This window comes from Aquimarina ulvae, from assembly GCF_053613295.3.
Map to the genome: position 1 here is coordinate 35,487 of NZ_JBSIBP030000012.1, position 25,713 is coordinate 61,199.

A 25,713-nucleotide genomic window follows, 5' to 3' on the forward strand; every position below is an offset into this window, starting at 1 on the left:
GATTGACTTATTCTGTTCGTAATGAATCCACAGGATTTGCGGTTACCGATTTGATAGCTTGTATGCTTATTGTTATGATGGTGATAATTAGGGCTCCAGAACCTGCAATTAGAAAAATGCTCCAGGATATATCCGTTCGGTAAGAGAATTTTTGCAACCATTGACTCATGATATAATAAGCAACTGGGGCTGCTATGAAGAGTGCGATCATCACCAGTGCAATAAAGTCTTTAGAAAGCAACATCCATAAATTGCCGAGAGAAGCTCCAAGAATTTTTCGAACACCAATTTCTTTAGTGCGTTGTTCTGCTACAAAAGAAGCTAATCCGAACAATCCTAAAAGACTTATAAAGATGGCTAATATGGTAAATACTCTTGCTAAACTGGCAATACGCTCTTCTGCTCTAAATTTTTTAGCATATTCCTGATCGACAAATTGATAATCAAACGGAAGATTAGGGAAATTCTTTTTAAAAGTTTCTTCGACTAATTCTAAACTACTTCGAACACTTTTATTAGGATTAAGACGTAGGTTATAAAAACTGGCATTTTGATCAGCATCAAATACATACATCGCTTGTTTTACCGGACTATAAGGAGATTGTACAATCATATCTTTTATCACCCCAATAATTTGGAGTGGTTCATCGGGATCTTCTGTGTCCGAATCTCTAATGTATTTTCCAATGGGATCTTTTAACCCCATATATTTTACCGCAGTTTCATTGAGGATAACAGCATTAGAATCTGTCGCAAATTCTCTAGAAAAGCCTCTACCAGCGATTAACTCAATGTCTAAAGCTTTCGTAAACTCATATGATACCGATGTATAAGCTAAATCTTCCTGAAAATCTTCTGGTTTTCCTTCCCATGTGTACCCACCTCGGTTAGACCAAACATTGGTCGTTGGACTACTAGTTGTTGCCATTTCTAATGCGGCACCCGATGCTATGAATTGATTACGTAGTAGATCAGCTTTTCCGATAAATTCATCACTCATCACAGGAATTTGTATTAATCCTTCCTTGTTGTATCCTACAGGTCTATCCTTACTGAACTGTATTTGGTTCATTACGACCAACGTTCCGATAATAAGAGCAATAGATACTGTAAACTGTGTGACTACCAATATTTTTCTAGGTAGTGCAGCAAAACGCCCTGCTTTAAACGTTCCTTTTAATACAGAAACAGGATTAAAAGATGATAAATATAATGCTGGATAGCTTCCTGCCAGAAATGCGGTAAGTAATATAAATAGCAAAGAAAAACCCCAAAAATGAAGACTTAACCAAGGAAACACAATTTCCTTACTAGCTAAATTATTAAACCCATTTAAAAATAACAGTACAATTGCCAGCGCTAAAACAAAAGAGAAAACGACAACTAAGAATGATTCACTTAAGAACTGAAAAATGAGCTGTCCTCTTTTAGAACCAATAGATTTTCTAATACCAACTTCTGTGGCGCGCTTTTCTGAGCGAGCCGTACTGAGATTCACAAAATTAATACACGCTAACAACAAAACAAATAATCCGATAACACCAAATAGCCATACATTTTCTATACGACCTCCGGTCTGAACACCATTTTCAAAATTAGACCGCAAATGCCAGTCTTTCATCGGTAAAAGAAATAACTGCGGGTTAAATTCTGCCTCTCTTTGAGCCACTTTTTTCTTAGCATCTTTTATTTTAGAAGTAACCATATCCATAGTGGTGTTATCCTGAATCTGTACGAAAAGCTGAAATGAATTATTTCCCCAAGACTCCGCAGCTCTCGTTAACCATTCTTGAGTTGTGATATAGTGCTTCCACGGGATAATGTAATGGGTGTCATTAAAAGAATTGTTTACTGGTATATCCTCGTATACGGCGGTAACTAATAAGTCATCTGTATTATTAACTTTAATAATCTTACCAATAGGGTTTTCTGAAGCAAAGAGTGTGGTGGCTGTAGATTTCGAAAGCATAATCGAATTCTTTTCTTTCAATCCATATTTTTCTCCTTGAAGAACGTTCAGGCTTAATATATCTGGAGCAGGTTCTTGCATAAAATTACCTTCTCTATAAATACTTTTTTCGCCATATTTTAAATATCTGGGTTGCGTCCAGGAAGCCATTATAATATGCTTAAAATTATCACTGTAGTTTTCGCGTAATTCAAACTCAAGTGGTCTTGGTATCGCAGGTCCTGTGCCAATCTTACCGTTAAATGTTTGACTCTGGAAAACCTGCGCAATGGTTGCTTTATTTTCGAAATAATTATTATAACTTAATTCATCGATGATCCATAATCCAATCATAATGGTCACGGCCATACCGATGGCAAGCCCCGATATATTGATAAAAGAATATATTCGATTCTTAAGTAGATTTCTAAATGCTATTTTAATGTAATTCCTAAACATAATTATTGGTTTGCTGATTCGATTTTTGATTGATGAATAACCTTATACTAATACGTTTTCCGTAACTTTTTGTCCGTCTAACATTCGGATGATGCGATGACTATATTTAGCATCATGTTCACTATGTGTCACCATAATAATAGTGGTTCCCGCTTCATTCAACTCAATTAATAAATCCATTACCTCATTACCATTGGTACTATCAAGATTCCCTGTAGGTTCATCAGCAAGAATTAGTTTAGGATTATTGACTACAGCTCTGGCTACTGCAACTCGTTGTTGTTGCCCTCCTGATAGTTGTTGAGGAAAATGATTGCGTCGATGCATAATTTGCATTTTTTCCAATACTTCCTCTACACGCTTTTTTCTTTCGGCTGGTTTCACCCCCGTATAGATTAGGGGGAGCTCTACATTTTCAAAAACGGTAAGCTCATCGATTAGGTTAAAACTTTGAAAAACAAACCCTACGTTATGTTTACGTAAATCAGATCGTTTACGTTCATTATAGCCTGCAACTTCTTCACCGTTAAACTTGAAGCTTCCACCATCAGGATCGTCTAATAACCCTAAGATGTTCAATAAAGTAGATTTACCGCAACCAGAGGGCCCCATAATTGCCACAAATTCACCTTCATTAACACGAAACGATAGTTTGTTTAAAGCGATAGTTTGGACTTCTTCAGTTCGGTAAAATTTTTCTAAGTCTGTTATTTGTATCATTATGCTCGATTTTTTAGTTGATTTTTCATTTTAAAATTAATTCTTCTGTATCACCAAAGCTGTCATAACTGGATGTTACTACTTGATCACCAGGATTTAGGCCGTCTATCACTTCATAGTATGTAGTGTTTTGACTCCCTAAGCGTATATTTACTTTATATGCAGCGTCTCCGTTTTCACTTACTTTAAAGATCCAGTTACCCCCAGTTTTCTGAAAGAAACCTCCTTTGGGCACTAACAATGCTTGCTTTTCGGCACTTAATGCTACCCTAATCTGTAGATTTTGCCCTCTTCGTATACCTTCTGGAATATCACCCTCAAATTGCATATCTACCTGAAAACGTCCGTTAGAAACTTGTGTAAACACCTTTTTGATGACGAGTGTATACGTTGTATTATTAAAATCAAAGGTTCCTTTTTGTCCGGTATATATTCTGGAAATATAATGCTCATCAATGTCTACACGAACTTTAAAACCACTAAGGACATCAATTTGCCCCAGACGCTCTCCTTTATTTTTGGATTGTCCTATTTCTGCATCTAATGAGGTTAATTGGCCATCTACAGGAGCACGCACTACCAGGTCACCAACTTTTTTACGCATAAGCGCTAAGGCACTTTGTGTTCTAGCATAAGAGCTTTGTGCTTGGCTAAGCTCTTGTTTTGTAGCAGAAGAATCCTGACTTAAGACTTGTTTTGCCAATTTCATACGTTCTTTTTGATAGATATAGTCATTTTGTGAAGATTCGTATTCCTGGCGGCCGACAGCCCCTTTTTCGTACAGCTTTTTGTTTAGTTCGTATATGCGTTTCGCTTCTATAAGATTATTTTCGACATCTGTAAATTGGTTACGTCTGTTAATCGTGTTTTGGCGTGCGGCATTTTGTGAGATCTGCATCTGTGTAAGTAAATTGTATACAGAGGTTTCCTGATTGATAAGGCTTAATTCTAAATCGGTATTAGATAACCTAAGGATTGGCTCACCTTTTTTCATGATTGCACCATCTTCTACAAATTTCTCTTCAACTCTTCCACCTTCTAAAGCATCTAAATAAATGGTAGTGATCGGAAGCACAATTCCGTTTACTGGAATGTTTTCCTGAAAGACATCTTTTTTAATGGTATGAATAGCAATACGCTCTTTTTCTACATTCAATTTAGAACCTCCAGTCGATTGTATAAATACAAAAAGTATCAATGCCAATATGGCTAAACCACCCAACAGCATTGCGATTCTTGATTTTGAAAATTTCTTTTTTTGAATTGGAACGTCCATATTTGGTTTTTTGGTTACACCGTATACATAGTGAAGATAATGCCAAAAGTGCAACTGATTGATTTTTAGTTGATAATGGTTTTTTGTGAAAATAAAAGTGTTCGGTTTCGATACACTTTGTGTTCGGAAATGGTACACGGGTATGGCTTTAAATTTTAGAATTAATTTTTAAATTGGTAAATCCAAAATTTAAACCTGTAAATATAATATTGTAATATTGTATCGATGGTATTAAAAGAAGCTACGATATTGGTTATAGACGATGATGTAGATGTATTAACTGCATTACGTCTTTTGTTAAAACCCTTGGTAAAAGAGGTTGTTATAGAAAAGAATCCCAATACTATTGATTCTCAAATAGGCACGAAGAACTTCGATATTATTATTCTGGACATGAATTTTAATGGCTTGGTAAATACTGGTAATGAAGGTATTTTTTGGCTCAATAAAATTAAGAAACAAAAACCTGAAACCGATGTTATTTTGATTACGGCATATGCAGATATCGATTTGGCAATTCGGGCATTAAAAGAAGGAGCTTCAGATTTTCTGGTGAAACCGTGGAAAAATGAGAAAATAATCGATACGATCGCAGCGTTATTAAAGTCGAAAAAAGCCACTGCCGCTAATAAGGATATTCCATCTTCAAGCAATAATACAATCATTGGTGAAAGTGATGTCATAAAAGACGTTTTTGTAAAGCTTAAAAAAGTAGCACCGACTGATGCAAATGTCTTAATTCTGGGAGAAAATGGTACGGGTAAAGATTTAATAGCGAAAGCGTTGCATGATAATTCTTTAAGAGGCAATAAACCTTTTATAAAAGTTGATGTAGGAGCATTAACTTCATCACTATTCGAAAGTGAATTATTTGGCTATAAGAAAGGAGCATTTACCGACGCCAAAGAAGATCGGATAGGAAGATTTGAAGCCGCTAATGGTGGAACCTTATTTCTGGATGAGATAGGCAATATTACGTTAGGGCAACAAGTACGATTGTTAACGGTTTTGCAAAACAGGTTAGTAACACCTTTAGGTTCTAACGAAGCTATACCTATTGATATCAGGTTGATTTGTGCAACGAATATCGAACCTAAAATCTTAGCAGATGAGCAAAAGTTCAGAAAGGACTTAATTTATCGTATTAATACAGTAGATATTGTAATGCCGCCATTAAGGGATCGAGGAACCGATATCACATTGCTGGCAAAGCATTTCATAAACATCTATGCAGATAAATATAACAAAACACCGTTTACCTTAGATACCGGGTTTATTTCTAAACTGAAAAAGCACGATTTCCCGGGGAATGTTAGGGAACTACAATATGTATTAGAACGCGCAGTAATTATGTGTGATGGAGATTCGCTGAAGCCAGAAGACTTGGTTTTTTCCTCCATAGAAAGGCACACGAATAAAACTTCAGCAACTACGATGAATTTGGATAGCATAGAGAAAAATGCAATTCTTACTGTCTTAGAAAAGAATAAAGGAAATGTTTCAAAATCTGCAAAAGAACTTGGAATCACCAGAGCAGCATTATACCGAAGGTTAGATAAATATGAACTATAATGGTTATATCGCAAGACTATTTTTGAGGATGCTACTTTTGGTATCCCTAATTTTGGGATTGGTATATACAATTGATAAAGAATATACAACAATAGGTACATGTATCGCTTTTCTAATTTTATATGTGGGGTATACTACATACGTTTTTGTGAAGCGGCGATTTATGGTAATGGATGATTTTTTTGAAGCAGTAAAGTACCGTGATTTTTCAAGATGGTTTCCAGAAGATAGAGGACCTAAAGATATTAGGTTTCTTTATGAAGGTTTTAATGAAGTAAATCGTACAATCAAAGAAATAAATACTAAAAACGAGGCACAATATGTCTATCTACAGAAAATTCTGGAGATGGTCGATATTGGTATTATTGCCTATAATTTGGAAACCGGGGATGTATTATGGTCCAATGACTCTATTAGAGAAACCTTAGATTTCCCTGCATTCAAGAATATTCGATTTGTAGAAAAACGAAACCCTGATTTGTACGATGCAGTTTTCGAAACCTATCATAAAGAGCCAAACTCTATTTCTATAGCGGTTCAAAATGAAAAAATTAAAGTGTTGATTTCTGATACAATATTTCAGGTTAAAAATGACCCTTTTAAACTGATCGTTTTACAAAATATAGATGATACCTTAAACAAAAATGAATCTGAAGCCTGGAAAAAACTACTGAGTGTCATGACCCATGAGATCATGAATTCTATTGCTCCTATTTCATCGTTAGCAGACACATTGCAGTCGCACTTAGAACTTACTTTGAATAGCCCTAAAGAATATCCACTAGAATTAGAAGACCTAAACGCTGGTATAAAAACTATAAAAAGTAGGAGTGAAGGACTGTTAAAATTTGCTAAAACGTATCGCAGTCTAAGCAAGGTAACCCATTTAAACCTGGAGAAAACAAAAATAGAGGGACTTTTTGAAACGATACAATTATTGATGCAACCATCTTTGGATGTTAAAAATATAGCTATTGATTTTAAAATAATTCCTCCAAAATTAGAACTAAATATCGATAGTTATTTGATTGAACAAGTATTAATCAATCTTATATTGAACGCTATTGATGCCTGCAAAGACAAGCCGAATCCAGAGATACGGGTAATCGCTGAACAAAAACCTAACAGAAGCATTGTCATCAAGGTGTTCGATAACGGTACTGGGATTCCTCAGGATATCATGGAAAGTATTTTTATTCCGTTTTTTACCAGCAAAACTACAGGAAGTGGTATTGGTCTAAGTCTTTGTAAACAGATCATGTTACTTCATAAAGGTAAAATTCTTGTCAATAGTAGGGTCCAAGAAGGTACTGTATTTACATTGGTCTTTTAGGAATTAGACACCCTGAATATTCTATACTCATGTTTTTTACACCAGACACGTGTAAAGATCTATTTTTTTAGCGGTAGATTCCAATCCTAAAGTGCATTAATTTTCTACTAAAGATTCAACGATTTCAGCTGATAAAAAATACGTTCAAGAATAGAAAGTTCTTCTGTGATTATCTCTGCACTTCCTTGCATTTCTTGCTTAAAGCTTAAAGTTCTTTGATAACTTGTTACCAAGCTATCTACAGAGACCAAAACTGTATATGTTGGTTTTTCACCTTTTTCAGGTATTTCCGCTATATGTACTACATTAGCTGACAGATTTCCCCATTCTTGAAAAGGGTAATTATCAATCTTTAAAATAGCTTTTTGCCCTATTTTTATTTTTGAAGAATTTCGAATCGGCACTTTTATGCGTCCTATAATTTTGGATCGATCTAATGGAATTACTGTAAAGAGTATTTGACCTGTCTCAACATTTTGGTATTCGTTCCAAATATCGAAAATAGTTATCGTTCCATCAATCGGACTAAAAATGACATACCGTTCTTCCCAATTTTTAATAGCTGTATTAAGATTTTGTAGGCTCTCTTGTAAGGCAAAATAACTTTCTCTGTCAGTTTTAACTTGCTCTAAAATAGTCGAACTCATTTGATTATTTTGCTGTTTGAGTTCGTATTCTGAGCTAGACACCTGTGCCTTTAGTTGGGTATGTGATTGCTCATCAGAAAAATATTGCTTTTTTATATCTTCAAATTCCGCTGCAGAGAGCACTCCTTTTTTAAATAGAGTTTTACTTCGAGCATATTTTTTTCTGGATAATCTTAACTGAATTTTATTTAATGATAACTGCTTTTTTTGCTGAGATAAGTTTTGTTGTTTCTCCTTTACTCTTTCTTCTAAACTATACTTCTCTATTTCAGCTCCATCAATCTCATTTTTGAGGATAAATTTTTGATAGCTTCGTATAAAATTTAAATATTGATTTTGTATTTCACCAAGCTGAACGTTAATTGGAAACAAACTATCCAGAACTTGTAAGGATGTTATCTTCTTTTTATCTGAAAGTCTTTTTTTAATTGTAATAACATCCTCGTAATCAGCTAAATTTTTCAAAACAGCTAATGTTTGATTTTTCTGTACTGTATCATTTAATTCAATAAAAATTTTGTCTAAGCTACCTGAAGTCTTAGCTTTTAAATATGTAGGTGGAATTTGAGTAGTTATTACAACTTTGGAAGAAATTACATCATTGTAACTAATTACACCTGCACCTATGCAGATAAATGCACAAATCGCACAAATTGTGGTTATACCCCATCGAACCATCCAGGTTGGTTTTTTACCCATAATCTGCTGTACCTCTCCAGAACGTTCTGAAAGATCATCTATCTTCGTTCTTTTCTGTTCTTCTAATTCCATATCATTAATTTCCTAATTCTAATTGATTCTTAACTAATGTATAATATGCTTTTCTCGCTGCTGTAAGCTCTTTGTGAGTTCCTCGCTCAATAATTTCACCATCTTCTAATACAATAATCTGATCGGCATTTTTAACCGTACTCAATCTATGTGCAACAACGACTACTGTCTTGCCTTCATAAAATTCCTGAAGGTTTTCCATAATTACTTTTTCGTTATTCGCATCAAGTGCACTTGTGGCCTCGTCAAAGAATATGTAATCTGGATTTTTATACACAGCTCTGGCAATTAAGATACGTTGCTTTTGTCCACCACTGATATTTGTACCAGTACTTCCTATTTTTGTATTGTACCCTGCAGGAAGCTCTTCTATAAATTGATGAATGTTTGCCACTTTTACTGCGTGCAGCAACCTTTCTTTATCTATGACGTTTTCTGAGTCTGATTCTGTAATATTTCGAGCTATGGTATCATTAAATATAAAACCTTCTTGCATTACCGATCCACAGGCTCTTCTCCAAGATTTGGCATTGTAGCTATTCATTGATGTTCCCGCAATTTTAATTGTTCCTGATATTGGACTGTAGAACTTAAGTAGCATTTTTAATAATGTTGTTTTGCCACTACCACTGGCTCCTACAATGGCTGTGACTTTGCCTTGTGGAATTGTAAAATCTAGATTTTTTAAAACTAATGGGGATACTCTGCTTCCATATCTAAAACTAACGTCGTCAAAAACAATATCTGCATTATTCGGTAATTCTTTTTGTAATCGATTATCATCTTCATCTTCATTGTCCTTGTTATGTATTTCTGATAATCTACCTAAACTCAATTTAGCATCTTGACCTGCTTGTACAAATTGGATAAAATCGTTGATAGGTAAATTAAGCTGACCAATAATATACTGTATAGACAGCATCATACCTAAAGTCAATTCCCCTTTGATAACAGCCGTAGCCGCAATAAATGTAATCAATATATTTTTTAGCTCATTTAAGAACAGAGCACCATTATTCTGCGTTTGATTGAGTGTTAATTGTGATCGGGATATTTTATATAATCGAACTTGGATGGATTCCCATTCCCATCTTCGTCTTCGTTCACTACCATTCAATTTTATTTCTTGCATACCCTCTATTAACTGCATCATACTATCCTGATTATCCGCAGATTGATCAAAAGTTTTATGATCCAGAGTGGCTCTTTGTTTTAAGAAGATTAAGGTCCACGTAAAATAGAATGTTGAACCTATGAGAAAAACCAAAAATATTGTCATATTGTAGTATGCCAATACACCTCCAAAAATTAACAGGTTAACCAAGGAAAATAAGGTACTAAGGGAGGTGTTTGATAAAAATTCCTGTATCCTATCATGGTCGTGTATACGTTGTAGAATATCTCCTGTATTCTTTGAATCAAAATACGATATAGGAAGCCGCATTATTTTTAATAAAAAATCAGAGATTAAATTGATGTTGACACGGCTGGTCATATGTAATAAAATCCAACCTCTAATAATATCGACTATTGATCTTGATATAAACACCATCAACTGTCCCAATAAAATTAAATATACAAAACCTATGTTCTGATGATTGATCCCATAATCGACAACTGATTGCGTAAGAAAAGGCAGTATGAGTTGCAATAAACTACCTACACCCATCCCTAATAAAAGTTGGACAAAATACTTTTTATAAGGTCTAAAGTAATTTAAGAGAAATCTGTAACCAAACGTACTTTTTTCTCCTTCTTTTTGATAAAATTCTGGTGTAGTTTCTAATAACAAAACATAGCCTGATGGGTTCGCTACAGTTTGATCTGTACCAACCCAAGCTTCTATAAATTTCTTCTTTGTGTACGTAATAAGTCCGTGGGCAGGATCAGCTACAAAAACTTTGTCTTTAGTTATTTTATAAACTACCACAAAGTGTCGTTGACGCCAATATACCACACAAGGCAAAGGTGCTTCTTTTTCAAGTAACTCATATGTCAAACTGACCGCTAGTGAGCGCATTCCAATATCCTCAGCTGCCTCTGCGATTCCTCCAATAGATACTCCTTGCCTATCAATATGAGATTTTTGACGTAATGTCTCGATACTGTTCTCTTTACCATAATGCTTGGTAATCATCTTAAGACAAGTTGGACCGCAGTCCATCTGGTCGTGCTGTCTATAGTGGGGGAATTTCATCATGTTAAGTTACAGTTTAAACCATAGTCCTAATTTTAGAAAATTAGAACTATGGTTAAGTTGAGTATTAATTATTTTATATAATTCACTCTCAGAACTTTATACCTTTTAATTATGAGAAAAAAATAAGCTTATCTCTATAAGTAAAAGTAAATTCTTAGTTAATGTGAAACTAATACTCAAATGAATTGGTTTCAATTAGCACGATAGTCCGCATACAAATGAGAACATTCCGAATTGGTGGTAAGCATAGCTTTCTAGATCAACTATGCAACCCTTCTCTTTCGCTCTAGCTTGTTCGGCAGCAATACCTCTGCAAGTACTAGTTTGTGGTCGTGTACCCGGAAAAAACCATTTCACATATGCACCACCACCTCTAATAGTTTCTTGACTTTCTTTACTCACTTCTTGAGCTCCATCTAATTTTAAAATGTCTTTTAACATAATTTTATTTTTTAAAATAATTAGTATAAATTACCTGACAAATTATAGACACCCAGATAATTAGCGTCTTTCTCTGTCCAAAGAATTTTCTTTTGATCTGAAGGCGTCTTTCTTACCTCAGAAAAATTATTTTTATTATTTGAGGTGAGTTAAACTTTTTTACTTTTGAAAGTTATGTCGCTATCATCTCCAAATTAATTTTAAAAACCCTAATTACCTCTATTAGAATTTCTTGTCTGTTATATTTAGTTTTTAATTCTTATTAGTCATTCAACCAGAATTAAAAAATGGAGTAATGCTCTGAGCAAAATTTTATTCAAATTATAAAGCCTTTAAATTTCAAGAAAGTTGAATTAACTACGCATTATTTAAAGGCTTTACTTTTTAAAAGATAATTAATAACTTTTACTGAAAAAATCCATAAACATAGTTACAGTGTATAGAAGATGCACCACGACTACCATTACTACAATTGCTATGTAATCCTGTAGAAACATATGCAGATGTTACCTTATAACCCCATGGTTTATGGTTAGCACACTTCTGATTCGCTTGCCCTTGAGTAGGCACACTGCCACAATAATTATAAGTAGCAGTTTTACCACCTCCAGATACTTGGTTTTGAGTAGACTTATCAATTTCTTGAGCTCCTTCTAATTTTAAAATGTCTTTTAGCATGATTTTATATTTATAATAATTTATTTAGATTACCTGTCTATTTAAAGACACCCAGGTATATAGCGTCTTTCTCTGGCCGGAGAATTTTGTTATGATCTGCGGTGCCTCTTTTTATAAAGAATCCCAAAAACATCATCAGTCATTTATAATTTTTTTGATGTTGTATTTCATATTAAATAAGTGTTTTCCTGTTTTTAGGACCTAGAATAGGTTTCTCAGATATCTTACTTAAATACTCTATAAAAAACTGTAATTCTTCTACTTTATAAACACTTGGTTTTTTATATCCATTAATAATGGTTTCTGGTGTGTAGAGAATTTCATTTTCTTCACACCAGATGGTATTATGAGCTAGCGCATCAATATGTGTATTGGCTAAGTCATCACCATATTTTAAGCTCCATTTTTTTAAGTCTTTCGTAACAAACCAATCTGCTAAGGCATCAAATGCCTTAGATTTACCACGCGAATTGTATACATTGATAAGTTGATTAGCAATTCTTGTCCCTTCGTTTTTCTGATCTTCGTGATTAACCAGAAGAACTAGTTTGACCCGTATAGTATCTGGAAATAGTTTTAATAACTGTTTATACCCTAAGAATGCCTCTTTACAAAAACTACAATTTGGATTGGTAATCGCAGTGACCTGTATGGGTGCTGATAGGTTTCCAAATACGATTCCTTCTACACTTTGTGTTTCTATAGGCGAGTTTTTTAGAAGCAGTGTTTTAAAAACATCAGTATTCTTTTTCATTTTTAATGATTCGAGTTCTTTCTTCTCTAACCGTTGTTTATCTGTAAACATTGTTTTAAAAACTACCCAGCTAATTGCGCATATTGCAGATATTAGTATAAAACCAAATCCGTAGTGAAAAATAAATGAAGTATTAATTTCAGACAAAACAAAGAGCAAAGCTCCTTGAGTAAGGAGCACAAAGCTTATAATCAAACATAACGCACACCAATTTTTCAAAATCATTCTTTGAGCAAAAATCGTGTATCCTATTACTGGTAACACTGCTATAGAGAGTACGGTAAATATTAATGGTTGAAACCCAAAAAAAACTAAATACAATGTTGTTGTAGCAAAATAAACAAGGACCGCATCACTTAAGGAAAGTTTTTTGTACAAAATGGCACTAGAGGAAGTGATGACTGCATCACAACTTGATTTCGCTAATTGGTTACATACTTTTGCAACGCCTGCAGAATGCAAACCAAAACTCTCTTTAACGATCAATACTCCAATCCAAAGTCCTGCTACAGAAAGTATGTAAGAAGCCACTGCAAGCCAAGTAGGTTTTGTCGTGAGAAAAAAACAAAATAAAATGAGTGCAAAAAAAAGTAAGTATCTCTCAGTATTGAAGTGAAAACCGAAAGACGGTGCAGTGGCTTTTTCTATGGCTAGTATGGTTCCATTCCATTTTTCTTTAAAATCTTGAGTACTAATGGAATGTTTTTTATTGTCTTGGTCCGTGACACTAATCTTTTTGCTATTACTTTGATCTACATAAACCAGTCCGTGATCTTGTTGTTCTTCCATTTTAAGCAGTGCCAAAAAATTATTTGGCAAACTGTTTAACGCATCTTTCGGAACATTAGCTATTAAATTCTCTATTTCAAAGAAATCCAGAGTATCTGATACTGATTTTAAAGAGTCATACGTAGGATGAGAAATTAGCTGATTTTTGAGAGCTGTATAAGTAATTGCGTATTTATGTTTTACCAAAAAAGTGTATATAAGCTGCTCCATTCTTCCTTAATTATTAATCTTGAAATTTAAATTTCAATTAGTTTAATAGTGTAAATGAAGTTTTTTTTTATTTGAAAATTTCGCTGTTTTTTAAGAAGCCTTAATTTCGTTTTATAAAGGCATTATTTCAGTTTATAAACCATAAACAGCGTTGATTGATTATATATTAATGGTTTAAATAGTTCATGAAGAAATGCATAGTAAACTATTATTAGGTGAATATTTTATTACAATAACTACAATGTAATATTATACTGTTAGCATCAGGAAACCTGTATTATGGGAATATAAAGTAGGAAAGATCTAAACTGAAACGGTTTTATTTTTAGTAAGGGTACGAGGCTGTAAACTGAACTCTGTCTGAGTTTAATTTACAGCCTCTTCTTTATTAATTCAAAAATGAAATTTCATTAAATACTGCATCTTTTTTTGAGTTGGAAATTTGTAGTGTTTTGCCATCCTTCATTTTAACGAACCCCCCATCTGATTTTGAAATAATTTTAATTTGTTTTAAATTAATTAAAAATGATTTATGAATTCGCAAAAATGAGTAAGAAGCTAACTTATCCTCATATGTTTTAATATTTTTTGATACTACTATTTTTTTTCCACCTTCTAAAATTATGTTAGTGTAACTTCCATCTGCCACAAAATATAAAATTGACTTGATCAGAACGATTTCATAGCCTTTAGAAGTTGGAATCATGATCTCATCCGGTTTTTTATCATCTAGAGAATCTTGATATTGATTTTTGATTGTACTATTTTTTTCTTCCTTTGATAAAATATCAGAAACCCTTTTTATGCTGATTGTCAGTTCGTTAATATCAATAGGCTTTAGCAAATAATTGATGGCATTGTATTGATAAGATTTTAATGCATAATCATGGGCAGAAATAAAGATAATTTGAAACTTATACTTAAATATATCTTCTACGATATTAAATATAAGTTCATCTCCAATCTGCACATCCAGAAATACTAAATCAATATTATCAGAATTGATAAAGGTTTCTTTAATATCTTTTTTTAAACTGACACATTTTAGAATTTCAACTTCTGGACAAAATTCGGTTAATAATCTTTTTAAGTTATTTATTCCACTAGGCTCATCATCGATAATAACCGTTCTAATCTTTCTTGCTTTGTTCATCATTTATAGAAATTATAGGGGGTTAAAACTTTTCCAATTACTTTTTTCTCCCAAATTCAACGTTTTCAAAGCTTTGATTTTTTGATCAAAAAATGCTTACTCTTGTAGTTTTAAATTAATGAATTAAACTTTAGGTTTTATAAATATGATAAACTGGTTAAACCTAGTTCACTGCTCTTTTTTATAAATTTAAATTTAGTCTTTTCAGAATTTATTTGAAACTTTTATATCAATAATTTTAGATAAAATCGAATTACGGCAGTTTGAATTTGATCTTAACACATTAACTTACTGACTCATAAATTGATATCCTCATTTTATAAAGTCATATTAGTACATAGTGAAAACATCGTTCAATAGAACTAAGATATGATTTATGTTAGCAGTCAATATTAAAATAAAAATAAAATGAAATCATTTACTTATCAATCGTTGTTGAGGCGATTGTCTTTTCAAACATTAATTGTATCATCATTGTTGATCGTATCTTGCGAAAATGATGTTGATTCAATTGAACCGGAAAATTTATTAATAGAAGAGGGATCTAAAGGATTATTATCAAAAGAAGAATTGAATGCTCATATAATTGAGACGATTGGTGATTCTGATAACTCATTTGATTGGAATGCAGCTTCTGAAGAAGTGTTATGGAGTGCCGTAGTGCATTCAGATCATGAATTGATGGTGGGTTATAAGAAGAGTCAGTGGAATGACGATGATGCGAGACAGTATATGTTTGATAACGGATCTCTCAATAAATCTTTGTCTGAAGATATATCAAATTTAAAGAATGGTATTATAAATCAGGTTTTAGAAACGGAGTCGTCTTTAAATAAAAGTATTTCAAAAAAACAAATAGTTGTTAGGGAAAATGATCCTTTTTTAGCTATAACCATCAAAGTTGATAATATCGAAACTCTAAGAGCTTTGAGAGCATCAGACAATATTCGATATGTAGAATCTACATATACGTTTTATGATAGGCCGATAAGTAAAGATGGACTTGGGTGTGGAGTCTCACAACCAGCAAGTCTAAGGAATTATTACGATTATTTAACTATAAGTCCTGGTTCTAAAGTTGGATGGAATTTTAGATATCACAATATTAAAGAGACTTGGGAATATGGTGGTTTTTTAGGTAAAGGAATCGGTAAAGGAATCGGAGTAGCTATTTTTGATACTGGCGTGTCATCTAGCCAAAATTTATTATTATCAGCTTTCAATTCTGGTATTGTAACAGGTAGATCTCAAAATTATGTCGATTATTATGAGGCAGATTCTTCACCTTGGGATATTTGTGGACATGGTACTGCTTTAGCAGGTGTAATTGCTGCACCTAGGACAAATCGAGGAAACACTATTGGCGTAGCTTATGGGTGCAATTTGCAGGCTGTAAAAGCTAACGGTGATGTTTTTATCAATGGTAGTAAAGACATTGCTGCTGTTTCTAAATCATTTTACCTAAAGGCGCTAGAGCGAAATGTTAGGATTATTAGTATGAGTATGGGAGGCCTTTTTACCAATACAGAAATTAAAGATGCAATTATATTTGCATACAGAAAAGGAAAATTAATATTTGCAGCAGCAGGTACAATTGCTCAAGGAGGAGTTATTTCAGGAACAGAGCCAAGATTGTCAAAGCTTACTTTTCCTGCAAATATGAAAGAATATGGAGGAGATGTTGTATTCGGCGTGACTGGAATTACTACAAGATATCAAGCCTGTAAAGAATGTGTTCAAGGACCATATGTAGATTTTGCCGTGGTTATGGAACAATCAAATGGTACTCAACCGTTAGCTTTAACAACTTATAGTAATGATCCTTCTACAATTGGTGGTTCATCAGTAGCTACAGCTACTATGGCAGGTATTGCGGCCATTGTTTGGGGTAAGAATTCTACCTTGCCAAGAGCTAATGTAGTTCGTGCTTTAAAACAAACTGCTGATTATCCAAACAGGGGTAGTAATTGGTTTGGATACGGTAAAGCCGATGCTTTAAAAGCGTATAAGGCATTTAGATAATTTATATATATCTAGAAAGCTAATCAAAAACCTTTGAGACTTGTCTCAAAGGTTTTTTTAATTCTATAATTATATAAATTCTTGAGCAAATTAAACTTTAAATATTTGAAAATTTTTGTCTACGAAGTTTTGATGCTCAATCCAAAACATCTTTTATTAAATTGAAAATACTATTTCCTAAACTCTCTATTGAAAGCAAAGTTCCTAATTGCTTACTTAATGATGTTTATTTAAAAATATACTAACTCTTAATACCTAAAATATGAAAACATTTAAACTTTTAGCATTTGGTTTTCTTATAGCCAGTTTCTTTTTGAGCTGTGAAAAAGAAGAACCCTCAATAGAGATAAACCAGGATTTACAAGATGCCTCAGCAACAGATCAAAAGAAAACCATTAAAGTGCGAAACACATCGTCTTTGATAAATGCTGTAGAGAATGCTAATGAAGGCGACATTATTGAGATTGACAAAGGAAATTATATTCTCAAAAAACCCTTGAAACTCAAAAAGGACATGCGATTAAAAGGATCTGGAATAGGTAAAACGATACTTAGGCCTCATTCATCTTGGATTCCTGAAACAACAAGCTTACCAGAAGAGGTAAATTCCTCAAAAGTAAATAAGAATGCATATCTGATTAATATGGGCTATAAAAATTCTGGGATAAAAATCTCTGGACTTTCATTAATTGGTAAAAATTTACACGGAGCGATCTACGGTAATGACTGCGATGATATTGAAATAAACAAAGTGAAACTTAAAGACTTTTTATGGTGCGGAATTCGAACTTACCGAATGGACAATGCAAAAATTCATGACAACATTTTTGAAGATGCAGGCGGTAAATTTAATAGAAGTACAGGTGGAGGTATTTTTGTGACTTGGGTAAAAAATTCTGAGTTCTATAATAACAGATTTATAAGATCAGAAAATAGTCAGCGTCCGTTTTATGGAATCAAGGGAAGACAAGGTAAAAATTGTCGAATTTATCAAAATACATTTAAAGTTAATTTCTCTATTGAATTTCCTTTCGAACATGATGCCAATATGGAAATTGACCATAATTATATATCAGGAACAATATCTATACCAAAATTTGGTGGAGGAAATGTTCCGCCTAGTGGAACCACATTTCATATCCATCATAATTATTTCAAATCTTCATACGCCATTGAAGGTTCTAGAAATGGATTAGAGGTCAACAATAATCTTTTTGATTTTTCTACTGATAAAGATAAAGGAAACTTGGTAAGTTCCTGGAGCAAGTCATCTCCAGGTCCGGTAAAGTTTCATGATAATTATATTAAAAATCCAGGGCGTGGTGTTTTCTGGACAACACATATCTATAATGGTTATGAGTTTTATAATAACCACGTGATTGCAAACACAACAATAACTCCAAGAAAGGAGGGTTTTTTTGGATTTCATAAGAGTACAGATTTCACAACTATTAGTATTGCTAACAATATTATAGAAGCTATAGAACTATCAAGACCACTTATGCGCAATGATAACAGCTACAATGCAACTATCGAGAATAATAAATTAAAGAATATAAAGGACAGATCTAAGTTCAGTAATCCACAAAACAATTCTAAAAAGGGTCCTAGAGGGAATGGAAAATTTGAGTGTGGAGTCAGTAATGAGTTTAAAGTGAACCGTTGGAAAATTAGTAATTAGAAAAAGAGTAATTAATCTCAAAACCTAAACACAATGAATACTTATTATAAATTAATAACATCTTTAGTATTAGTCATTTTATTGGGATCCTGTGCAAGTAAAAAAAACATCAAAGAGGATCGTATCGTAAGTCATATACCTCACGAAAAACCAGAGGAACCAAAAAAGAAGATAATTCATAGTGAAGATAAGGAAGCGATATATATGAAAAATATGGCAAAGGTAGTGTTAGAGCAACATCCTTCAGTTGAGATTACAAAAATTGCCATTTCTAGTGTGACCAAAAAAGACAATGGATATTACTGGAATTTTATGAATGTTCGGACGGGTAAAATCTTTACGGCAAAAACCGATCTCAAATTCGAAAACTTACAAATTTCTAAATCGACGTCAGTCACGTCTTTTTAATAACAACTGTAAAGTCTAAGTGTTCATTTATCACATTGCATCAAGATTACCTGTCAGGGAAATTTTCTACAATCATATTTGGTTAGTCCATTTATAAACTTCGTCAATTCAAACAAGTGTTTTATAAAACAAGTGTTTTAGTAGCTTCTGATATAAAATACATTTACGTAACGAATTAAAATCTGTTAAAACTTAAAATTTTCAATTATGAAGAATCGATTAATTTTATTGGGCTTACTAGCAATATCGTTTTTCTCCTGTAACAAAGAAGAGGAAGAAGATATGTTGTTACCTTCACAATCCGGAATTGAAGCTGAATTTGGATTTCAGAAACTAGATGTTGATGAATTAGAAAATGCTATAGATTCCAAAGCATTAACTATAGATGGCAAAACTTATTTTGCTGGATATGGTTTTGATCCTATTAAAAGCAGAGACTTCTTTCCTGTATTTAATGATCCAGAATTTCAAGTTGCTAAAATTGAAAACACTGGTGACTTTTCTACTTATGACTTACAAGTAGCTACAAATTATAATGAAGTTTTGGATTACTATCGTAGAGTAGATTGCATTGGAATTAGTTATGCTTCTGCAGGAACTCCAACGGGACAACCAACTGAGGAACAAAAATGTAAAGAGGAGCAAGGAGGGAATCCAAACCCTGGAGGTCCTCAGCCACCAGCAGCTCAAGCTTCATTTACAAAAAATGCTGCAGCGGCAGCTCCAATTTTTAACTTCAGTATTAAAAGAAAGAAAGAAGTTTTAAAGGATCTTAGAATTGATAATAACTCTGTAGTTGTTATTGCTAACATCAAAAATTACCAAGGTGGGTATACGATACCTGGTATACAGATTAAAGACCCTAACAGTTGGGCAGGTAGAATTTTAGGTGCTGCAACCGGTGATCCTGACACATATATACCTTATTTTATACAATATTATGGTCCTTTGTTTGCATCTACTGTTACCGTAGGTGGTGAAGTGGATTATGTTTATACGTTAGACACTAGTAACTTAACTGATATCGAAAAGAAAGAATTAATTACAAATGTTAATATAGGGTTAGGAAACATTTTTGGGTTTAGTACTGGTACTACTTTGACAGTAGAACAAAAGGAGATTATCAAGAGTAAGACACTTTCGATCAAAGTTTCTTCTAATGTTCCTGGTTTTGTTCCTGGTCAAATTACTGTAGATAATGCAGAACAAGATGTAATCGCGATTGCCAACGCTCTTAGTGATTATTTAAAGCAAAACCCTAACAAAGCTGCTGTAATGAATATGGTTCCTGGTAATTATGGAGCATCATTAGACTTATATGAAACATTTAATAGTGTCGGTATACCTGCTTTTCCTTGGGCACCAGCTGAAAATGTTACAAGAGTGTTGAAAGATGCTTATGACAAAGAAGTGAAGTGTTACGTTGATTGGGAGCAATGGGTAGAATTACAATCTATTATGGAAAGCATTGTTAATACTTCTACAGATGATACTAAGAAAGCGCAAGCAAAGGATGCACTTAATACAATCAATTCTCAAGTTAGGAACTCTGAATTAAATTGTCAAAATTCGGTAACTCCGAACAGAGCCGACTATCTACATATTATAATATAAACATCAAAGGATTTATAGGAATTCAGATTTTATAAATCATTTGACTTAGTCAATATCTCTAAGGGATATGTGTTGAACTTATCCCTTAGAGTTTTATTCAATTTGTTTCAATAATTGTATCATCCCCTTAGAGAAAGAATTCAATAAAAATCTTTTAGTAATAAAATTCTTTTCTTCTCTTATAAACTAACCACATATGAAAAATCATAATTTAAATCTAGCAATTCTTTGTCTACTGATTATTTTAGTTTCCTGCTCAAAAGAAGAGATTACTACAGAAGAATCCCAAGTAAATGAAGAATTACCATTTGAAAAATCAATAGTCTATCAAGGTGAAACATTAGCGGCTGGTTATGGCTACAATCCATTAAACGATAGACCTTTTTATCCTGCGTTTAAAGATATACAGATTGATAGAGAGAATATCTCTGAAAATAAATTTAATACTAACTTAAGTATTATTAGAACCAATGAAGATCTCACCAAATTTATAGAGGAGTCAGAGACTTCGGATCAAACTACTTTGGGTACAGATCAATTAAGATTAAGTACAGATCTCAGGACTACCTTATCCAGAGAAGTGAAAATAGATAAAGAAACAATATATGTTGTTTCGCGTATTAGCCTTAGAGATAAAGTATTCAGCTTAAACTCTGCAAATTCGTATGAGTTAGATGACTTTTCGAATGTAGTAATAAATTATTTAGATGGTCTATATTTTGAGACCTATTATGGTCCTGGTTTTATAGAAAAACAAGTTACAGGAGCAGACGTTCTATTCCTATATTCATTTAATTTATCGACAGTTTCAGAAACTATAAGGAAAGAAATAAATCGTATTCTATCTGTTAAAATAGGCAAAATTTTTGGAGAAGAAACAGACGAAACAATTACGACAGAAGAAAATCAGGTGATTAGTAATAGCATTGCATCCACCAAAGCATTTTCTAACGTTTCCGGCTTTATTCCACAACCCGTAAATAATACATCTGAACTAAATCAAGAATTAGAACGTCTTACAGAATATTTAACTATTAATCCTGATAAAGCAAGCCCACAAGAAACTATCATCACTTCTTATGCTAAGGTTACAAATAGTAATAAAACAGAAGAAAATTTTAACCGAGTAAAAAAATGTATAGATGATTTAAACTCTTGGTATAAAATAGAATCCCGTATTCTTGATGTAATCAGTTTTACAGAATCTGACGAATTGAGAACAAAAGCACAAACTGTATTAACAACTATCCAAAATGAGATCAGAAATTCTCAAAACTGTAATGGTTCTAGAACTCCGGCGGATAATGAGTACGAAGACATTACTCTTTAAAACCAAATAACTATGAAAAATATAATATATGTAATATTCATCATATTACTTTTAAGTACAATAATATCTTGTGAAAAGGAGGTCATTGAAGACACTGATCTAACTTCAATAGAACAAGATGAAGATATTAAGGATGAAGGAGTAGGTCAAAAAGTTCTAATTGTAGGAGGAGAACCTGTTTGGGCAGGTGGCGGCTATAGTCCTGCACAAGATAGATCATTTAGACCTGCTTTAGAACAAAGTAGTTTTCAAATAGCGAGTACATCCAACATTCCGGATGCTGTAGAGTATTCAATTGATGTAATAGAGAATAATGAAGATTTATATGATTTTGTTAAAAAATCTTCTAGCAGTAACATCAATTTTGGTTTTGGAATTTTTGGTTTTGGCAGAAAATCTCAAAAAACTATAGAGGAAGAAATTAACATTAGTAATAATACGATTACTGTTGTAGCGAGAGTAGCACTCAAAAAAATTAAATATTTTGCTCCCGAGGGCTTCCCAATGCTATCCTTTAGAGCACAACGATTGCTTAACGAAGGTAAATTCAATATTTTTCTTAAAAAATTCGGGCCTATGTATGTGCAGGAACATACGTTAGGAGGAGAGGTATTCTATTTATACAATTATGATACGTCTAGCATGACAAAAGAAGTCCGATCTAGTTTCAAGAGAAATATCAAGGCAAATATTCAGAAACTATTTGGGCATCAAAGCGATGTAGTACTTTCTCAATCCGAAAAAGAGATTATTAAAAGTTCTATTGAAAAATATACTGTTGTTTCTAATGTACCAGGTTTTGCTCCCAACTTAATAACAGAAGAAGGGCAAATTGTATCAGAAGCAAATCGTTTGAATGCTTATTTAGATCAGAACCCAACTCTTAATGCGACTATGGAAATGAAATTGTTTCCGTTTTCCAAGACAGCACAAATAGAACACTTTTTAAGTGAACAATTTAAGGAAATTTATAACAAGGAAGTGAAATGTTATACAGATTGGGAAATTTGGAACGGTATTAAATCAAAGGTTCAATTCGTATATAATAGTACGCAACAGGATTGGCTTAAAAATGCAGCATATCAAGCTTTAGCGATTCTTACCTCAAGGATTTCAGATTCAAGCGATTGCACTAATTCAATAACACCATCAGGTGCAGAATATGGTGATATACTGTCACATTACAAACAAGAAGAACTGAATAGGGAGATACAATTAGCATTAACCCCGGTATATCACTACGATTCTAATCATAGAAATCTCTTTTTAAATAGTCCTGATCTTAATTTGTCAAACGAATGGACGTATAAGGGAACTCCTTTTGAATGGTTTAATTACCAGTTTTCGGGTACCGTTCCATTATATAAATTCAGAAACTACGGTGGATCTGACAAGGATATATACTATTCTCAAAATCCAGATAGACCAGCAAATGGGTTAGATGGCGATTATAATTCTGAAGGAGTAGTAGGGTATGTTTTTCCTAATCAAGTACCTGGCAGTGTGCCATTAGTTCGATATCAATTTAAGGACGGTCAGCATTCTCATACAGCAGTACCATCTATTGTAGCGCAAAGGGATGCAAGTAACGAATTTACGAACAAAGGAATTCTAGGATATGTCTTTCTTTAAAATTTAAAACTTATGAAAAAGCTTATATATTTATTGTTAGTTATTGCAATACTTAGTGCTTGTGAAAAAGAGCAATTAATTGAAGAAACAAAAAGTCAGAGTGCAAAACCAAATAACATTGCTAAGGAGAATGATTATGGGTTTAGTATTTATTCTTACGTAGATGGATCACGTCATTACGCTGGTACTGGGTACACTCCATCGCTGAATAGGAGGCATTCTATGGCAATAGAAACTAGTGAAATCGATCAAGAGACAAGTGTGCCACAAGCACTAAAAGCAACTATAGAGATCGTACGTACTAGTAAGGAGCTTTATACATTTTTGAACAAATCAGGAGCGTCAAAAATAAATACTACTTTGAATATTGATGGTCTTGAACAAAATAATAGCTATACTATAGAAAATAAAACATCTTTTAAAGAAGAAACAGTTACCGTCGTAGCTAGAATTAGTTCTCAAAATATTATTCATCAGGTAACTGCATATCCATTTTTAACTTACGAAGCAGAGGAATTATTGAGCCAGAAGAAATTTTCAGAGTTTTTTACCAAATATGGTTCTATGTATGTAGATTATCAAATATTAGGAGGTGATGTGTATTATTTATACAATTATAGAACTTCTGATTTTGAAAGAAGCAGTGTTGCCAATGTAGAACAGAAAATGAAAACTCAAATTGAGCAATTATTTGGTATTCAAAATAATGTAAATCTTACTATCGATGAAAGAAATAAAATTGCCAACTCTCTAATCAGAACGGGAACGTTTACAAATGTAATTGGTTTCAATCCAGGAGCTATTGGTCAACTAAGTGATTTCGAAAGAGAAATTTCTAATTTTCAATCGTATCTTATTTCTAACCCCGACAAGCGGGCTACGGTGAATGTAAAATTAAAACCTTATTCAGAAATTATAGATCCAAGTGAGTTTGGTATCAATGTGCAAGATTTTAAAAATGCATTTAATACCAAGTCTAAGTGTTATACAGATATGGTAGCTTGGAAGGCTATTAAGAAAGACGTTGAATTCGTATTGAACAATACGAACAATTCAACTTTGAAGTCTCAATCGCAAGTGGCAATTAACGATTTGGATGCTAAAATTCTAAATTCTTGGAGTTGTAACAATTCTAGTACACCTGCGGGAAATGAGTACCAGTGGATTAAAAACAATTATGAAATCATCAAGGAAGCTGAAAGAAAAAGAGCAGCTATCGAAAGATTGTTAATCCCGGTTCACGAGCATCGTCGAATGAATGCAAATACATTGCATGCTCCCGCAACACAAACCCATAATTATATGTTTTTAGGTGACCGTAATGATAATCTTGGCGGAGGATGGTTTTATACTGGACAAAAGTTTAGATGGATGAGTGTACGGGCCGAAGGTAGTGTTCCATTATATAGATATCGTAGTTATGGTGGTAAAAAAAGAGTTTATTATTCTACTATTCCATCAAGGAACGATATTGGTGATATTGATGGCAACTATAATGAAGAAGGTATTGTAGGGTATGTATTTCCAAATCAAGTAGATGGTAGTGTTCCTCTGCAACGATTTTGGGCACAAGGCGTAAGAGGTAATCGAGGATGGATATTTTCTGCTAACCCTAATGAGATACAAGCACTTCATAATCATCGGGACATAAATTACTCAGGAGTAGTAGGGTATGTTTTTCCTCGAACAAATGCGAATGAAACCTATAAAAATAAGCTAATGTCTGGTGAAGGTCTTGGACATAATCAAAGTATTTTTAGTGAAGATGGGCAATTCAGAATGACCTTTCAGAGCGATGGTAATCTTGTAGTCTATGATAGAGATAATAGAGCAACCTGGTATACTAATTCTTCAGGAAGAGGCGGTAAAACAGTACAGATGCAAAGTGATGGTAATTTAGTAATTTATAATCATAGTAATAAGGCAATATGGGACACAAACACTGATGGTAAAAATGGTGCTTATCTGAAACTTAGTAACTACGGTGCTATATCATTGATTCATAAGGGAAATAGAGTTTGGTATCGTAGAAATCAAATAGACAATTAGTAATGAATAACCTAAATTTTTATTGT

Annotated in this window: 18 protein-coding genes; 9 read left to right on the plus strand and 9 right to left on the minus strand. The window is 33.1% G+C overall.

Going from position 1 to position 25,713, the window contains the following annotated elements; all coding sequences use genetic code 11:
• Positions 1–7: 7 nt before the first annotated feature.
• The 3 genes from ACWGOQ_RS20020 to ACWGOQ_RS20030 are packed head-to-tail and all read right to left on the minus strand — an operon-like array spanning position 8 to position 4,403.
• Positions 8–2,407, minus strand: coding sequence for an ABC transporter permease (locus tag ACWGOQ_RS20020; RefSeq protein WP_452059508.1), 2,400 nt, complete (start codon positions 2,405–2,407; stop codon positions 8–10).
• Between the two features lie 42 nt (positions 2,408–2,449).
• Positions 2,450–3,127, minus strand: coding sequence for an ABC transporter ATP-binding protein (locus ACWGOQ_RS20025; protein WP_452059509.1), 678 nt, complete (start codon positions 3,125–3,127; stop codon positions 2,450–2,452).
• A 25-nt stretch (positions 3,128–3,152) separates the two neighbouring features.
• On the minus strand, positions 3,153–4,403 hold the full coding sequence (locus ACWGOQ_RS20030; RefSeq protein WP_452059510.1) for an efflux RND transporter periplasmic adaptor subunit: 1,251 nt from the start codon (positions 4,401–4,403) through the stop codon (positions 3,153–3,155).
• A gap of 225 nt (positions 4,404–4,628) precedes the next feature.
• On the opposite strand from ACWGOQ_RS20030, the gene ACWGOQ_RS20035 reads away from it, so the two are divergent.
• Together ACWGOQ_RS20035 and ACWGOQ_RS20040 are read left to right on the plus strand one after the other, a co-directional pair.
• Entirely contained in the window at positions 4,629–5,975 is a 1,347-nt protein-coding gene (locus tag ACWGOQ_RS20035; RefSeq protein ID WP_452059511.1) for a sigma-54-dependent transcriptional regulator, read from the plus strand.
• Positions 5,965–7,308, plus strand: a complete 1,344-nt coding sequence (locus ACWGOQ_RS20040) for a sensor histidine kinase (RefSeq protein ID WP_452059512.1) — start codon at positions 5,965–5,967, stop codon at positions 7,306–7,308. Before ACWGOQ_RS20035 ends, ACWGOQ_RS20040 begins: the two co-directional genes overlap by 11 nt.
• Positions 7,309–7,415: 107 nt before the next feature.
• Here ACWGOQ_RS20040 and ACWGOQ_RS20045 read toward each other — a convergent pair whose 3' ends face one another.
• The 6 genes from ACWGOQ_RS20045 to ACWGOQ_RS20070 form a co-directional block, all read right to left on the minus strand.
• On the minus strand, positions 7,416–8,654 hold the full coding sequence (locus ACWGOQ_RS20045) for an HlyD family secretion protein (protein WP_452059513.1): 1,239 nt from the start codon (positions 8,652–8,654) through the stop codon (positions 7,416–7,418).
• A gap of 76 nt (positions 8,655–8,730) precedes the next feature.
• Entirely contained in the window at positions 8,731–10,926 is a 2,196-nt protein-coding gene (locus tag ACWGOQ_RS20050; RefSeq protein ID WP_452059514.1) for a peptidase domain-containing ABC transporter, read from the minus strand.
• A gap of 195 nt (positions 10,927–11,121) precedes the next feature.
• Positions 11,122–11,367 (minus strand): hypothetical protein, encoded by a 246-nt coding sequence (locus ACWGOQ_RS20055; protein WP_452059515.1) that lies wholly within the window; start codon positions 11,365–11,367, stop codon positions 11,122–11,124.
• Positions 11,368–11,772: 405 nt separating this feature from the next.
• Positions 11,773–12,045 carry a hypothetical protein gene (locus tag ACWGOQ_RS20060; protein ID WP_452059516.1) on the minus strand — a complete coding sequence of 91 codons (273 nt, stop codon included), beginning with the start codon at positions 12,043–12,045 and terminating at the stop codon, positions 11,773–11,775.
• Between the two features lie 172 nt (positions 12,046–12,217).
• Positions 12,218–13,798: a cysteine peptidase family C39 domain-containing protein gene (locus ACWGOQ_RS20065; RefSeq protein WP_452059517.1), complete on the minus strand. Its 1,581-nt coding sequence runs from the start codon at positions 13,796–13,798 to the stop codon at positions 12,218–12,220.
• A 388-nt stretch (positions 13,799–14,186) separates the two neighbouring features.
• Entirely contained in the window at positions 14,187–14,954 is a 768-nt protein-coding gene (locus ACWGOQ_RS20070; RefSeq protein ID WP_452059518.1) for a LytR/AlgR family response regulator transcription factor, read from the minus strand.
• A gap of 405 nt (positions 14,955–15,359) precedes the next feature.
• Between ACWGOQ_RS20070 and ACWGOQ_RS20075 the strand changes: the two genes are divergently transcribed.
• The 7 genes from ACWGOQ_RS20075 (at position 15,360) to ACWGOQ_RS20105 (ending at position 25,687) form a co-directional block, all read left to right on the plus strand.
• Positions 15,360–16,973, plus strand: coding sequence for a S8 family peptidase (locus ACWGOQ_RS20075; RefSeq protein WP_452059519.1), 1,614 nt, complete (start codon positions 15,360–15,362; stop codon positions 16,971–16,973).
• A 262-nt stretch (positions 16,974–17,235) separates the two neighbouring features.
• Positions 17,236–18,654, plus strand: coding sequence for a right-handed parallel beta-helix repeat-containing protein (locus ACWGOQ_RS20080; protein WP_452059520.1), 1,419 nt, complete (start codon positions 17,236–17,238; stop codon positions 18,652–18,654).
• A gap of 33 nt (positions 18,655–18,687) precedes the next feature.
• Entirely contained in the window at positions 18,688–19,062 is a 375-nt protein-coding gene (locus ACWGOQ_RS20085) for a hypothetical protein (RefSeq protein ID WP_452059521.1), read from the plus strand.
• Positions 19,063–19,269: 207 nt separating this feature from the next.
• Positions 19,270–20,676 (plus strand): hypothetical protein, encoded by a 1,407-nt coding sequence (locus tag ACWGOQ_RS20090; protein ID WP_452059522.1) that lies wholly within the window; start codon positions 19,270–19,272, stop codon positions 20,674–20,676.
• Positions 20,677–20,872: 196 nt separating this feature from the next.
• A complete protein-coding gene (locus ACWGOQ_RS20095; RefSeq protein ID WP_452059523.1) occupies positions 20,873–22,006 on the plus strand; it encodes a hypothetical protein in 1,134 nt (377 codons plus the stop codon).
• 12 nt (positions 22,007–22,018) lie between these two features.
• A complete protein-coding gene (locus ACWGOQ_RS20100; protein ID WP_452059524.1) occupies positions 22,019–23,638 on the plus strand; it encodes a C2 domain-containing protein in 1,620 nt (539 codons plus the stop codon).
• Between the two features lie 12 nt (positions 23,639–23,650).
• A complete protein-coding gene (locus ACWGOQ_RS20105) occupies positions 23,651–25,687 on the plus strand; it encodes an MAC/perforin domain-containing protein (RefSeq protein WP_452059525.1) in 2,037 nt (678 codons plus the stop codon).
• The last annotated feature ends 26 nt before the right edge of the window (positions 25,688–25,713 follow it).

Excerpts from the sequence above, each read along its gene's own strand:
- ACWGOQ_RS20020 (WP_452059508.1), bottom strand. The coding sequence starts at position 2,407 with ATGTTTAGGAATTACATTAAAATAGCATTTAGAAATCTACTTAAGAAT.
- ACWGOQ_RS20025 (WP_452059509.1), bottom strand. The coding sequence starts at position 3,127 with ATGATACAAATAACAGACTTAGAAAAATTTTACCGAACTGAAGAAGTC.
- ACWGOQ_RS20030 (WP_452059510.1), bottom strand. The coding sequence starts at position 4,403 with ATGGACGTTCCAATTCAAAAAAAGAAATTTTCAAAATCAAGAATCGCA.
- ACWGOQ_RS20035 (WP_452059511.1), top strand. The coding sequence starts at position 4,629 with ATGGTATTAAAAGAAGCTACGATATTGGTTATAGACGATGATGTAGAT.
- ACWGOQ_RS20040 (WP_452059512.1), top strand. The coding sequence starts at position 5,965 with ATGAACTATAATGGTTATATCGCAAGACTATTTTTGAGGATGCTACTT.
- ACWGOQ_RS20045 (WP_452059513.1), bottom strand. The coding sequence starts at position 8,654 with ATGGGTAAAAAACCAACCTGGATGGTTCGATGGGGTATAACCACAATT.
- ACWGOQ_RS20050 (WP_452059514.1), bottom strand. The coding sequence starts at position 10,926 with ATGATGAAATTCCCCCACTATAGACAGCACGACCAGATGGACTGCGGT.
- ACWGOQ_RS20055 (WP_452059515.1), bottom strand. The coding sequence starts at position 11,367 with ATGTTAAAAGACATTTTAAAATTAGATGGAGCTCAAGAAGTGAGTAAA.
- ACWGOQ_RS20060 (WP_452059516.1), bottom strand. The coding sequence starts at position 12,045 with ATGCTAAAAGACATTTTAAAATTAGAAGGAGCTCAAGAAATTGATAAG.
- ACWGOQ_RS20065 (WP_452059517.1), bottom strand. The coding sequence starts at position 13,798 with ATGGAGCAGCTTATATACACTTTTTTGGTAAAACATAAATACGCAATT.
- ACWGOQ_RS20070 (WP_452059518.1), bottom strand. The coding sequence starts at position 14,954 with ATGATGAACAAAGCAAGAAAGATTAGAACGGTTATTATCGATGATGAG.
- ACWGOQ_RS20075 (WP_452059519.1), top strand. The coding sequence starts at position 15,360 with ATGAAATCATTTACTTATCAATCGTTGTTGAGGCGATTGTCTTTTCAA.
- ACWGOQ_RS20080 (WP_452059520.1), top strand. The coding sequence starts at position 17,236 with ATGAAAACATTTAAACTTTTAGCATTTGGTTTTCTTATAGCCAGTTTC.
- ACWGOQ_RS20085 (WP_452059521.1), top strand. The coding sequence starts at position 18,688 with ATGAATACTTATTATAAATTAATAACATCTTTAGTATTAGTCATTTTA.
- ACWGOQ_RS20090 (WP_452059522.1), top strand. The coding sequence starts at position 19,270 with ATGAAGAATCGATTAATTTTATTGGGCTTACTAGCAATATCGTTTTTC.
- ACWGOQ_RS20095 (WP_452059523.1), top strand. The coding sequence starts at position 20,873 with ATGAAAAATCATAATTTAAATCTAGCAATTCTTTGTCTACTGATTATT.
- ACWGOQ_RS20100 (WP_452059524.1), top strand. The coding sequence starts at position 22,019 with ATGAAAAATATAATATATGTAATATTCATCATATTACTTTTAAGTACA.
- ACWGOQ_RS20105 (WP_452059525.1), top strand. The coding sequence starts at position 23,651 with ATGAAAAAGCTTATATATTTATTGTTAGTTATTGCAATACTTAGTGCT.